This window comes from Pseudomonas sp. VMV1 (assembly GCF_056790235.1).
The window spans coordinates 224,681-237,480 of record NZ_JBXGSE010000004.1; the positions used below are offsets into that span (position 1 = coordinate 224,681).

General features: G+C 67.9%; 10 protein-coding genes. 7 read left to right on the forward strand and 3 right to left on the reverse strand.

Going from position 1 to position 12,800, the window contains the following annotated elements:
* Positions 1 to 26: 26 nt before the first annotated feature.
* Positions 27 to 1,409 (reverse strand): APC family permease, encoded by a 1,383-nt coding sequence (locus tag ACUCV0_RS15345; RefSeq protein WP_482213056.1) that lies wholly within the window; start codon positions 1,407 to 1,409, stop codon positions 27 to 29.
* A 154-nt stretch (positions 1,410 to 1,563) separates the two neighbouring features.
* On the opposite strand from ACUCV0_RS15345, the gene ACUCV0_RS15350 reads away from it, so the two are divergent.
* The 6 genes from ACUCV0_RS15350 (at position 1,564) to ACUCV0_RS15375 (ending at position 7,547) form a co-directional block, all read left to right on the forward strand.
* Entirely contained in the window at positions 1,564 to 2,328 is a 765-nt protein-coding gene (locus ACUCV0_RS15350) for a LuxR family transcriptional regulator (RefSeq protein WP_313647369.1), read from the forward strand.
* Positions 2,329 to 2,416: 88 nt separating this feature from the next.
* Positions 2,417 to 2,887 carry a nuclear transport factor 2 family protein gene (locus ACUCV0_RS15355; protein ID WP_482213057.1) on the forward strand — a complete coding sequence of 157 codons (471 nt, stop codon included), beginning with the start codon at positions 2,417 to 2,419 and terminating at the stop codon, positions 2,885 to 2,887.
* A gap of 73 nt (positions 2,888 to 2,960) precedes the next feature.
* On the forward strand, positions 2,961 to 3,866 hold the full coding sequence (locus ACUCV0_RS15360; protein WP_271653907.1) for a LysR family transcriptional regulator: 906 nt from the start codon (positions 2,961 to 2,963) through the stop codon (positions 3,864 to 3,866).
* Positions 3,867 to 3,973: 107 nt separating this feature from the next.
* Complete coding sequence (locus ACUCV0_RS15365) at positions 3,974 to 5,164, forward strand: CaiB/BaiF CoA-transferase family protein (RefSeq protein WP_313647370.1); 1,191 nt, start codon at positions 3,974 to 3,976, stop codon at positions 5,162 to 5,164.
* Complete coding sequence (locus ACUCV0_RS15370; RefSeq protein WP_482213058.1) at positions 5,161 to 6,087, forward strand: hydroxymethylglutaryl-CoA lyase; 927 nt, start codon at positions 5,161 to 5,163, stop codon at positions 6,085 to 6,087. The genes ACUCV0_RS15365 and ACUCV0_RS15370 overlap by 4 nt, the downstream gene beginning before the upstream one ends.
* A gap of 74 nt (positions 6,088 to 6,161) precedes the next feature.
* Positions 6,162 to 7,547: an MFS transporter gene (locus tag ACUCV0_RS15375; protein ID WP_059313597.1), complete on the forward strand. Its 1,386-nt coding sequence runs from the start codon at positions 6,162 to 6,164 to the stop codon at positions 7,545 to 7,547.
* Positions 7,548 to 7,549: 2 nt separating this feature from the next.
* Here the strand turns inward: ACUCV0_RS15375 and ACUCV0_RS15380 are convergent, their stop codons facing one another.
* Positions 7,550 to 10,648, reverse strand: a complete 3,099-nt coding sequence (locus ACUCV0_RS15380) for a multidrug efflux RND transporter permease subunit (protein ID WP_482213059.1) — start codon at positions 10,646 to 10,648, stop codon at positions 7,550 to 7,552.
* Positions 10,648 to 11,799 (reverse strand): efflux RND transporter periplasmic adaptor subunit, encoded by a 1,152-nt coding sequence (locus ACUCV0_RS15385; RefSeq protein ID WP_434775785.1) that lies wholly within the window; start codon positions 11,797 to 11,799, stop codon positions 10,648 to 10,650. Before ACUCV0_RS15385 ends, ACUCV0_RS15380 begins: the two co-directional genes overlap by 1 nt.
* 150 nt (positions 11,800 to 11,949) lie before the next feature.
* Here ACUCV0_RS15385 and ACUCV0_RS15390 point away from each other — a divergent pair, with 150 nt between their 5' ends.
* Positions 11,950 to 12,645: a response regulator gene (locus tag ACUCV0_RS15390; RefSeq protein WP_423815123.1), complete on the forward strand. Its 696-nt coding sequence runs from the start codon at positions 11,950 to 11,952 to the stop codon at positions 12,643 to 12,645.
* Positions 12,646 to 12,800 lie beyond the last annotated feature (155 nt).

A 12,800-nucleotide genomic window follows, 5' to 3' on the forward strand; every position in this document is an offset into this window, starting at 1 on the left:
CTGAAGCCTCCGCGGGCAGGTGATGCTTAGTGGACGGCGTCGTTGGCCTTGAATTCCGTGGTCCGGCCGCTGAGCGTGAGGAAGGCCAGCACGGCCAGTCCCAGCAGCATCCAGCAGCTGCCGCCGACCTTGGCGTAGACGTCGGCGTTGAACAGCACATAGGCCAGCACGATGAAGCCGAGCAGCGGGACCAGCCCATGCAGCAGCGGGCGCCCGGCGCCGCGGTGATGCCAGGCCACTGCCACATGCAGGAGCAGGAAGGCGGTCAGCGCACCGAAGTTGCACATGGATGCGAGCAGATTGATCTGACCGACAAAGAACAGGCCCAGTCCCAGGCTCAGTGCTGCCACCAGCAGGATGGCGCGTTGGGGCACTCGGGTCACCGGATGGATCTGGCGCAGGAACTGCGGCAGTTGGCGGTCACGGGCCATGGCGAACAGCAGCCGGGAGGTGGCGGCCTGGGCCACCAGGGCATTGGCGATGGCAGAGCCGATGGCTACCGCCAGGGCGATCACCACCTGCAGCCAGGGCCCGGCGATCAGCCGACCGATCTCGTAGAAGGCGTTGTTGGAGGCATCGGCGTCAGGGTACTGGACCAGGTTGGGTTGCAGCAGGGCGGCCAGCCAGGTCTGCACCATGAACAGCACGGCCACCAAGGCCAGGGCCAGCAGGGTGGTGCGGCCCACCACGCGGCTGCCGCCACGGGTCTCCTCCGACAGGGTGGAGATGGCATCGAAGCCGAGGAAGGACAGCACCGCCACCGACAGGGCACTGAAGATCAGCGGCAGGGAGAACTCCTCGGGGTTGTACAGCGGCTTCATGGTCCATTCGGCGCCGTTGACCCCACGGCTGATGGCCAGCGAGGCCAGCACCACGAACACCAGCAGCACTGCCAGCTGGCCATAGAGGAACAGGCGGTTGGCGCGGGCGGTGGTCTCGATGCCGCGCAGATTGACCAGGGTGTTGAGGGCGACGAAGAAAACGATCCACAGCGGCTGGGGAATCGCCGGGATGACATTGGCCATGGCGTTGGCGCCGATCACATAGAGCAGGGTGGGCACCAGCAGGTAGTCGAGCAGAATGGCCCAGCCCGCGAGAAAGCCCAGCGCCGGATGCAGGCCACGACCGACGTAGGCATAGACCGAGCCGGCCACCGGAAAGGCGCGCGACATCTGCTGATAGCTGACGGCGGTGAACAGCATGGCGACGAAGCCGATCAGGTAGGTGAGGGGCACCATGCCGTGGCTGGCGTCGAATACTCCGCCAAAGATGGAAAAGGGTGCGATGGGCACCATGAACACCAGACCGTAGATCAGCAGGTCCTTCAGCCCGAGCTGGCGCTTGAGCTCCTGGGTGTAGCCGAAGCGAGCGAGGTCGGCGCTGTCGCCGGACGGAGCGTGCTGAGTCATGGGGGCTTCCTCGAAGGGGCGGGGGTAAACTCGACTCTAGGCCAGGGGCGGCGACGGCCCCATCCACAAAAGTGCTAGGTTTGCAGGAAACCCGCGATGACTGGCAGAGCCTTTGCTTCGCGTTCCCTATCGTGATCCAGGGAGGAGCTTCAAGATGCATGCCGATCTGTTCGCCGTCAGTAGCCGACTCGCCGGGTTGCCCACGCTCGACGCCTGTCTGGATACCGTCCAGGACGTCGCCGAGCGTCTGGGCTGCAAGGCGCTGATCTACGACTACGCACCGGTTCCGCTCAGTCATGACGGGGTACTCATCACGCCGTCGGTGTTCAAGGTGCGCAACACCCCGGCGGACATGCAGGCCTTCTGGTGCGAGCGCGGCTACTACCAAATCGATCCCGTGCAACAGTGCGCCAGCCGCCGCGCGGCGCCCTTCGTCTGGTCGTTTCGCAGCGAAACCCGCAGCGCGCTTCGCGAGTACCTGGGTGACAGTCATCGGCCGGTCACCTGTTATGTGCGCGACAGTGGCCTCGCCACCGGGGTAACAGTGCCGCTGCACCTTCCCGGCGGCGCCTTCGCCACCCTGACCGGCATCCTCGATGCCGATGCCCGCGATGCCGAGGCCACCGGCGAAGCCTGCCTGAGTGCCTTCCTGGTGCTGGCCCATGCCTTCCAGGCCCGCGCCGATGAACTGCTCGCGCCCGCCGAGCGATGCTGCGGCCAGATCCGCCTGACGCCACGGGAGCGCGAATGCCTCCAGTATTCAGCCAAGGGGCTGACCGCCAAGCGCATCGCCGCGACGCTCCATCGCTCCACTGCCACGGTCAACCTGCACCTCAATTCCGCCGCCCGTAAATTGGGTGCGCGCAATCGGGTGGAGGCGGTGGTGCGTGGCCTGCACTATCGGCTGGTGGAGGTATGAGCGAGTTGGCCAGATCCGTGGGGCGATCGACCTTGCGACGATGACACGCCACCCGGACACTGGGGCCTCACCTGCCTAGGAGTGTCCCATGAGCGCTGCCCGTCCCCCCGTACCGCCTTTCACCCTGGAATCCGCCCGGCAGAAGGTTCGCGCCGCCGAAGACGGCTGGAACAGCCGCGATCCGGCCAAGGTGGCGCTGGCCTATACCGTCGACAGCCGCTGGCGTAACCGTTCCGAATTCCTCCAGGGGGGCGCCGCCATCGAGGCCTTTCTCACCCGCAAGTGGCAGCGCGAGCAGGAGTACCGGCTGATCAAGGAGCTCTGGGCCCATGACGGGGCGCGCATCGCCGTGCGCTTCGCCTACGAATGGCAGGACGAAAACGGCCAGTGGTATCGCTCCTATGGCAACGAGAACTGGCAGTTCGACGACCAGGGCCTGATGGCCGAGCGTCACGCCAGCATCAACGACCTGCCGATCAGCGAAACCGAGCGGCTGTTTCTCTGGCCCCAGGGCCGGCGGCCGGATGACCACCCGGGCTTGAGCGACCTGGGGCTCTGACTGGCAGCGGGTGGCTATCCCGGACGGGGCTGGGTCCTGTACAAGGACCTCTGGCCGCCAGGACCCGCTGACGATGCACTACCGCAACCTGCTCCGCCGCCTCGATCTGGTTTCGCTGCAACTGCTGCTGGCGGTGCACGAGGAGGGCACCCTGACCCGCGCCGCCGAGCGCGAGATGATCGCCCTGTCCGCCGCCAGCAAGCGCCTGCACGACCTGGAGCGCTCGCTCGACATCGAGCTCTTCGAGCGCAACGCCAAGGGCATGACCCTGACCCCGGTCGGCGAGACACTGCTCTACTACGCCAAGCGCATCCTCGCCGACGTCGAGCGCATCAGCATCGACGTCGGTGAGCACCTGCAGGGGGTGCGCGGCTACGTGCGGATGATGGCCAACATCTCCGCCATCATCGAATTCCTGCCCGAGGATCTGCAGGCCTTCGCGGTCGGCCATCCCCAGGTCAAGGTCAGCCTGGACGAGCGACCCAGCGCCGGCGTGGTGAAGGGCGTGCTGGAAGGCGCCGCCGACCTGGGCATCTGCTCCTCGGACACCGACACCCGTGGCCTGCTGGCCGTGCCCTACCGGCAGGACACCCTGGTGGTGGTGATGCGCCCGGATCATCGCCTGGCCGCGCAATCGCGGCTGGCCTTCGCCGAGACCCTGGACGACGACCACGTCGGCCTGCACGCCGACAGCTTCATCAACCTGCGTACCAAGGCGGCCGCACGCAGCCATGGCAAGGCCTTGCGGCTGCGCATCCACGTGCCCGGCTTCGATGCCGTATGCCGCATGGTGCAGGCCGGCTTCGGCCTGGGGGTTCTGCCGCTGCAGGCCTTCGAACTCATCGGTCGGCCGCTCGGACTGGTGGCCGCCGCCCTGGAGGATGACTGGGCGCAACGCAGCCTGGCGCTGGTAGTGCGCGACGTGGACTCCCTGTCACCGGTCAGCCGGTTGCTCTACGACCACCTGCTGCAGGTCTGAATCCAGGCCTTCGTGTTTCACGAAGGCCTGTTGCCGAAAGACGTTTATCCCCGGCTGACCGATTGTCCTAGCATCGGTGCATTCCAATAACAACGAGGCTAGTCCGCATGACGGCTCTTACCGGACTGCGTGTCATCGAGATCGGCACGCTCATCGCCGCCCCCTTCGCCGCGCGCCTGCTGGCCGAATTCGGCGCCGAGGTGATCAAGATCGAAGCCCTGGACAAGGGCGATCCCCTGCGCAAGTGGCGCAAGCTGCACGAGGGCACCTCGCTGTGGTGGTACCTGCAGTCGCGCAACAAGAAGTCCCTGGCGCTGAATCTCCGCTCCGCCGAGGGCGTGGCCCTGGTCAAGCAGCTGGTCGAGGGCGCCGACGTGCTCATCGAGAATCTGCGCCCGGGTGCCCTGGAAAAGCTGGGTCTCGGCTGGGACGTCCTGCACGCCCTCAACCCCAAGCTCACCCTGGTGCGCATCTCCGGCTACGGCCAGACCGGCCCCTATCGCGATAGACCCGGCTTCGGCGCCATCGGCGAGGCCATGGGCGGCATCCGCTATACCACCGGTACTCCAGGTACGCCGCCGGCACGGGTCGGGGTCAGCCTGGGCGATTCCCTGGCCTCCATGCACGCGGTGATCGGCGCGCTGATGTCGGTGCTGCGGGTCAAGACCGGCCAGGGCGACGGCCAGGTGGTCGATGTCTCCCTGGTCGAGAGCGTGTTCAACGTGATGGAGAGCCTGGTGCCGGAGTACTCCATGCTCGGCCATGTGCGCGAGCGCACCGGCGGGGCGCTGCCGGGCATCGCACCGTCCAATACCTATCCCACCCGTGATGGCGCCTATGTGGTGGTCGCCGGCAATAGCGATCCGATCTTCGTGCGGCTGATGCAGGCCATCGGCCGGCCGGATCTCGCCGAGCGGGCGGACCTGGCGCAGAACGATGGGCGTGCCCGCCACAGCGAGCTGATCGACGACGCCATCGCCGCCTGGACCGGCAGCCTGGGGATCGACGAGGTGCTGGCGGTGCTGGAGGGCGCCGAGGTGCCGGCCGGGCGCATCTATTCCGCCGCCGACATCGTCGCCGATCCCCACTACCAGGCGCGAGACATGCTGCTGGACACCACCTTGCCCGATGGAGCCACCCTGAAGATGCCGGGCATAGTGCCCAAGCTGTCGGCAACGCCGGGCCAGGTGAACTGGCAGGGTCCGACCCTCGGCCAGCACACCGATACCTTGCTGACCGACCTGGGGCTGAGCGAGGCGGACATCCAGCGGCTCAAGAAGGATGGGGTGGTGCAATGAGTGCCGAGCGCCTGATCGTCCAGGAAGTGGCGCCGCGTGATGGCTTGCAGATCGAGCCGAGCTGGGTGGAAACCGCTGACAAGATCGCCCTGATCGACCAGCTGTCTGGCCTGGGCTTCTCGCGGATCGAAGCCGGCTCCTTCGTCTCGCCCAAGGCCGTGCCCATGCTGCGCGATGGTGAGGCGGTGTTTCAGGGCATCGCCCGCCGGCCCGGGGTGACCTATGTCGCCCTGGTGCCCAATCTCAAGGGTGCCCAGCGCGCCCTGGCAGCGGGTGCCGATGAATTGAATCTGGTGCTCTCCGCCAGCCAGACCCACAACCAGGCCAACATGCGCATGAGTTGCGAGCAGTCGCTGGCCAGCTTCGCCGAGGTGGTGCAGCTGGCCAAGGGGCAGGCGGTCTCGCTCAACGGCACGGTGGCGACCACCTTTGGTTGCCCGTTCGAGGGGCGCATCGACGAAGGCTGGGTGTTCGAACTGGTGCAGCGCTACCTGGCGCTGGGCATGACCGGCATCACCCTCGCCGACACCACCGGCATGGCCAATCCACGGCAGGTCGCGCGGATCGTCCGTCAGGTGCTGGAATTGATCCCGGCGTCCGCCCTGACCCTGCATTTCCACAATACCCGCGGCCTGGGCCTGAGCAACGTGCTGGCCGCCTACGAGGCCGGCGCCCGTCGTTTCGACGCCGCCCTCGGCGGGCTCGGCGGCTGTCCCTTCGCGCCTGGCGCGTCCGGCAACATCTGCACCGAGGACCTGGTGAATCTCTGCATGGAAATCGGGGTGGAGACCGGCATCGATCTGGAGCAACTGATCGCGCTGTCGCGTACCTTGCCGGCGCTGCTCGGCCACGACACCCCTGGCCAGGTGGCCAAGGCCGGGCGCAACTGCGACCTGCATCCGCCGCCTGCGGCGAGTGGCTAACCCCCGCCCACCCTTCGTTCGCCCTGACTACAACAACAAAGGAGCGCCAGCCTGGCCGCTCCCGGGAGATCGCTATGCATCCGTCCGCCACCCCCGCCGCCGTCGCGGCCGCTGAACACACCCTGGTCCGCAAGGTCGCCTGGCGGCTCATGCCGCTGATCATGGTCTGCTACCTGTTCGCCTTCTTCGACCGCATCAACATCAGCTTCGCCAAGTTCCAGCTGCAGGCCGACCTGTCACTGAGCAACACCGCCTACGGCCTGGGCGCGGGACTCTTCGTGGTCGGCTATGTGCTGTTCGAGGTGCCCAGCAACATGATGCTGTACAAGGTCGGCGCACGGCGCTGGATCGCCCGCATCATGATTTCCTGGGGCATCGCCACGGCGCTGATGATGTTCGTCACCGCCGAATGGCAGTTCTATGTGCTGCGCTTCCTGATCGGCGCCATGGAAGCCGGCTTCGCCCCGGGCATCCTCTACTACCTGACGCTCTGGTTTCCGCAGAGCTACCGCGGCCGCATCACCTCGACGCTGTTTCTGGCCTCGGCCTTTGCCGGGCTGATCGGCGCCCCGGTCTCGGGACTGATCCTCGGCCAGCTGGACGGCCTGCTCGGTATGCGCGGCTGGCACTGGCTGTTCCTGCTCGGCGGCCTGCCCTGCGTGCTGCTGGGCGTGCTGGTGTTGCGCCTGCTGCACGACCGCATCAGTGATGCGCCCTGGCTCAGCGGCGAGGAAAAGACCTTTCTGGCCAGCCGCATCGCCCGCCATGAAAACAACGCCCACGGCTCGCTGCTGGCGGCGATCCGGCTGCCGGGTTTCCTGCTGCTCGGGCTGATCTACTTCCTGATCCAGGTCGCCTCCTACGGCCTCAACTTCTGGGCGCCGCAGCTGATCCGCAGTGCGGGCACCGAGAGTCCCACCATCATCGGGCTATTGACCGCCGTGCCCTATGTCTTCGGCGCCATCAGCATGGTGGTGGTGGGGCGGTTGTCGGACGCCAGCGGCGAGCGGCGCAAGTTCGTCTGCGGCCTGGTGATCGCCGGGGCATTGGGATTCTTCAGCGCAGGCCTCTTCGCTGACCACACCACCCTGCTGATCCTCTCCCTGGCGCTGATGGGCGCCGGCATCATCGCCTCCATTCCGGCCTTCTGGGCGCTGCCGCCGAAACTGCTCGCCGGCGCGGGAGCCGGTGCCGCGGGCGGTATCGCCCTGATCAACACCCTGGGACAGTTCGGCGGCATCGTCAGCCCGGTGATGGTGGGCTACATCAAGGACGTGACCGGCAGCACCACCCCGGCGCTCTATCTCATCGGCTGTACCAGCCTGCTGGCCGCCGGCCTGCTGTTCTGGGCACTGCCGCAGAGCCTGCGGACTTCGGACCGGGTGGGTGCCCGGACGCCAGAACCCGCACCGGTCGAGGACGTCGCGCTGCTGGGGGACAAGCGTCCCCTCAACTCCTGAGGCTAGCGGTCCGGCGCGCGCCAGCGCCGGACCAGCCTGAGCACCAACACGAAGAACACCGGCACGAAGACCAGCGCCAGGGTAGCGCTGAGCATGCCGCCGATCACCCCGGTGCCCACCGCCTGCTGGCTGGCCGAGCTGGCGCCGGTGGCCAGGGCCAGCGGTACCACGCCGAGGATGAACGCCAGCGAGGTCATGACGATGGGCCGCAGACGTAGCCGGGCGGCACGGCAGGTGGCCTCGTACAGGTCCATGCCGCCGTCGTGCAGGCTCTTGGCGAACTCGATGAGCAGGATGGCGTTCTTCGCGGTGAGACCTATCACCGTGATCAGGCCGACCTTGAAGAAGACGTCGTTGGGCATGCCTCTCAGGGTCACCGCCAGCACCGCGCCGAGCACCCCCAGGGGCACCACCAGCAGCACCGCGGTGGGAATCGACCAGCTCTCGTAAAGGGCGGCGAGGCAGAGGAACACCACCAGCAGCGACAGCCCCAGCAGCACTGGCGCCTGGCCGGCGGAGAGGCGTTCCTGCAGCGACAGTGCCGTCCACTCCAGGGCGAAGCCCCGCGGCAGCTCCGTGGCCAGGCGCTCCAGTTCGGCCATGGCCTCGCCGGTGGTGTGACCGGGCAGCGGCTCGCCGGACAGGCTGATGGCCGGATAGCCGTTGTAGCGCGACAGCTGCGCCGCACCCTGGGTCCAGTCGGCGCTGACGAAGGCGGAGAGCGGCACCATGCGGCCACGCTCATTGCGCACCTCCAGCCGCAGCAGGTCGTCCACCTGGCTGCGGGTGCCCAGTTCGGCCTGGACGATCACCTGCTGCATCCGTCCGCGATTGGGAAAGTCGTTGACGTAGCTGGAGCCCAGGGCGGTACCCAGCGTCTCGCCGAGGGCGGCGAAACTTACCCCCAGGGCAGCGGCCTGGCGGCGATCCACGACCAGTTGCACCTGGGCACTGTCGGCCAGGGCCGTCTCGCGCACATAGGCGATGATCGGATTGCCGGCGAGCTTCTCCTGCAGTTGGTCCCGCGCCGCCTTGAGCGCCGCCTGGCCGCGATTGGACCGGTCCTGCAGGCGCACCTCGAAACCGCTGGAGGTACCCAGGCCTTCCACCGGCGGCGGCAGCACGGCGAAGCCCTGGGCCTCGCTCTCGCCGGCCAGGGCGGCATTGGCGCGCTCGGCGATGGCCGCGGCGGAATCCGCTGAGCCGCGGGCGGACCAGTCCTTGAGGGTGGTGAAGGCCAGGGCGGCGTTCTGGCCGCTGCCGGAAAAGCTGAAGCCGAGCAGGACGAGATCGTTGGCCACGCCTGGCTCCTCGGCGTAATGGCGCTCCAGGCGCTCGATCACCTTGAGGGTGCGCTCCTGGGTGGCCCCGGGCGGCAGCTGGATGTCGGTGATCAGATAGCCCTGATCCTCGGTGGGCAGGAAGGCGCCGGGCAGACGGCCATAGAGCGCCACCAGCCCCATCAGCAGGGCGGCGAACAGCACGAGGTTCGGCAGCAGTCGGCGGATGGCACGGGCCACCCAGCCTTCGAAGCTGCCGGTCAGCCGCTCGAAGCCGCGGTTGAAGGCGCCAAAGACGCCACCGCGTGCGTGGGCATCCCGGGCAATCGGCTTGAGCAGGGTGGCGCACAGCGCCGGGGTCAGGCTCAGGGCGAGAAAGGCGGAGAAGAGGATGGCCACCGCCATGGACGCCGAGAATTGGCGATAGATGACGCCGACCGAGCCGCTCATGAAGGCCATGGGCACGAAGACCGCGGTGAGCACCAGGGTGATGCCGACGATGGCGCCGGAGATCTCGCCCATGGCCTTGCGGGTGGCGGCGCGTGGGTCGAGGCCCTCGCTGGCCATCAGTCGCTCGACGTTCTCCACCACTACGATGGCGTCGTCCACCAAGATGCCGATGGCCAGCACCATGCCGAACAGGGTCAGCACATTGATCGAATAGCCCAGTGCCAGGAGCACGGCGCAGGTGCCCAGCAGCGCCACCGGCACCACCAGGGTCGGGATCAGGGTGTAGCGCAGATTCTGCAGGAACAGGTACATCACCGCGAAGACCAGCGCCATGGCCTCCAGCAGGGTATGGATGACCTGGGTGATGGAGATCTTGACGAAGGGCGCCGTGTCGTAGGGGATGTCGTATTTCATCCCGGGTGGAAAATACTGGGACAGCTCGGCCAGCTTGGCGCGCACCGCCTGGGCGGTGGCCAGGGCGTTGGCGGTGGGTGCCAGCTGCACCCCGACCGCCACCGAAGGCTTGCCGTCCAGCCGCGTGCCGAAGTTGTAGCTCTGGCTGCCCACCTCGACCCGGGCCACGTCGCCCAGGGTCACGCTGGAACCGTCGGCCCCGGCACGCAGGAGGATGCCGGCAAACTCTGTAGGATCGCTGAGCTGGCCCTTGATCAGCACCGGTGCGGTCAGTTCCTGGCCAGCGGGGGCAGGCAGTTCGCCAAGGCTGCCGGCCGCTACCTGGACGTTCTGCTCGGCGATGGCCCGGGTCACGTCCGCCGGGGTCAGGCCGAAGGCCACCAGCCGACTGGGATCGAGCCAGACGCGCAGGGCGTGCTCGGCCCCGAACAGCTGGGCCTTGCCCACGCCGTCCAGGCGGCGCAGCTCGTTGACCACGTTGCGTGCCAGGTAGTCGCTCAGGGCGGTGGTGTCGAGGCGCTCATCGGTCGCGGAGAGGGTGACGAACATGAGGTAGCCGGCCGAGGTTTCCTCGATCTGGATGCCCTGCTGGGTGACCGCCCGCGGCAGGCGCGGCTCCACTACCTTGAGGCGATTCTGGATGTCCACCTTGGCCAGCTCCGGATCGGTGCCGGGCTGGAAGGTCACGGTCAGGGTGGCGCTGCCCTGGCTGCTGCTGGAGGAGAAATAGAGCAGGTGATTGACGCCATTGAGCTCCTGCTCGACAAGGCTGACCACGCTCTCGTCCAGGGTCTGCGGCGAGGCGCCCGGATAGGTCAGGTACAGCTCGATCTGCGGCGGCGCCACAGTGGGGTACTGGGCCACCGGCAACTGGGGGATGGCCAGCAGCCCGGCGAGCAGGATGAACAGCGCCACCACCCAGGCGAACACCGGGCGGTCGATGAAGAAGTTGGCCATCAGCGCACCTCCGCCGCGGCGGCCTGGGCTTCTTCGGGCTCCACCACCAGTCCCGGCTGGGCCTGTTGCAGGCCCGAGAGCAGTACCCGCTCACCGGCGGCGAGGCCGGACTCCACCACCCAGCGGCCTTCGACCACCGGGCCCAGGCGTATCTCGCGCAGGGCCACCCGGTTCTGGGCGTCCACCACCCAGACCTGGGCCCCGCCGTCGACGCTGCGCTGCACCGCCCGCTGTGCCACGCTCAGGCCCTGGTCGATGCGTGCCTGCTCCAGGCGCACCCGCACGAAGCTGCCAGGCAGGAGGTCGTGCCGCGGATTGGGAAACCGGCTGCGCAGGGTGATCTGCCCGCTGTTGGTGTCCACCGCGAGATCGGCGAACAGCAGGCGGCCTTCTTCGGGATAGGGGCTGCCGTCCTCCTGCAACAGGGTCACCCGCGCCTGATCCGGCGCCACCTGCTGTAGCCGGCCGTCCCGCAGCGCATCGCGCAGGGCCTTGAGCTGGCGGGTCGACTGGGTGACATCGGCATGGATGGGGTCCAGCTGCTGGATGATCGCCAGCGGCGTGGCGTCGCCCTGGCCGACCAGGGCGCCCTCGGTGACCAGCGCCTTGCCGATGCGCCCGGTGATGGGTGCGGTGACCGTGGCGTAGCCCAGGTTCAGCCGTGCCCGCTTGAGCGCCGCCTGGGCGGCTGCCACCTCGGCCTCGGCCTGCAGGCTGGCACCGCGGGCGTTGTCCTGCTCCTGGCGGCTGATCGCCTCGCTCTCGACCAAGGCCGCGTAGCGTTCGGCCAGGCGCCGCGCCTGGAAGGCACTGGCCTCGGCCTTGCGCAGGGCGGCGGCGGCACTGTCCACCTCGGCCTGCAAGGGCGCCGGGTCGATGCGGAACAGCACGTCACCGGCCTTGACCTCACTGCCTTCGCGAAACACCCGCTGCAGCACGATACCGGCGACTCGCGCCCGCACCTCCGCGGTCCGCGGCGCCACCAGGCGGCCAGTGAGTTCGCTGGCGATGGCCAGGGGCATGGTCCGCAGCCTCTCCACCTGCACCCTGGGCGCGGGCGGGGCGGCGGCTTCCTCGGCCGGACGGTCGCAGGCGGTGAGGAGCAGACAGAGCAGCACGAGGCTGCCAAGGGCAGGGCGGGTCAGGGACATCGGGACTTCCTCCAGGAGAGCGCCATGGTAGGCGGCGCGCGCTCGCGGTCCTGTAAACGTCTGTAGCGCTCTTGTGAAAGAGTGTTAAGGCAGGCGCCGGCCGGCCCGCTGCTCGGCTATGCTCGGGCTTTCCCCGCGTGAAGACCTGCCGTGATCCCCTTGCTTATCGTCGAAGACGACGCCGCCCTGGCCGAGCTCATCGCCACCTATCTGGGCCGCCAGGGCTATGCCGTGACCGTCATCGGTCGCGGCGACGAGGCCCTGGCCGCGGTGCGGCGGCTGCGCCCGCAGCTGGTAGTGCTCGACGTCATGCTGCCCGGGCTGGACGGCCTGCAGGTCTGCCGTCAGCTGCGCGCCGCCCAGCCCGGTCTGCCGATCCTGATGCTCACCGCCCTGGACGACAGCCACGATCAGGTGCTGGGGCTGGAGATCGGCGCCGACGACTACGTCAGCAAGCCCTGCGAACCGCGAGTGCTGCTGGCGCGCATCCGCACCCTGCTGCGCCGCTGCCAGCTGGGTGACACGTCCCAGGACGACGGCCTGGTCATTGGCCAACTGCGGCTGCTGCCAGGCGAACGCCAGGTCTGGTGGCGGGACCAATTGGTGGAGCTGTCGTCCACCGAATTCAACCTGCTGGCGATCCTCATGGACCATGCCGGCGAGGTGCTCAGTCGTGACCAGCTGATCCAGCAGCTGCGCGGCATCGAATTCAACGGTGTCGACCGCTCGGTGGACGTGGCCATCTCCAAGTTGCGCCGCCGCTTCGAGGAACATCCCGGCGAAGCCCGGCGGATCAAGACTGTCTGGGGCAAGGGCTATCTCCTCAGCCGCGCCGAGTGGGATTAGCGTGGTGTCTCGAACGTCAACTGCACGATGTTGGCGGCACTTCTTGTTTCAGGGCGTCGTTGCCACTTCTTGCCATTGCCCTGCTATGGCGAGGAGTGGCGCCTGGCCCATCCGGAGCGCCGAACCGAGCGAAACCACTCGCCAATTCTTGCGAA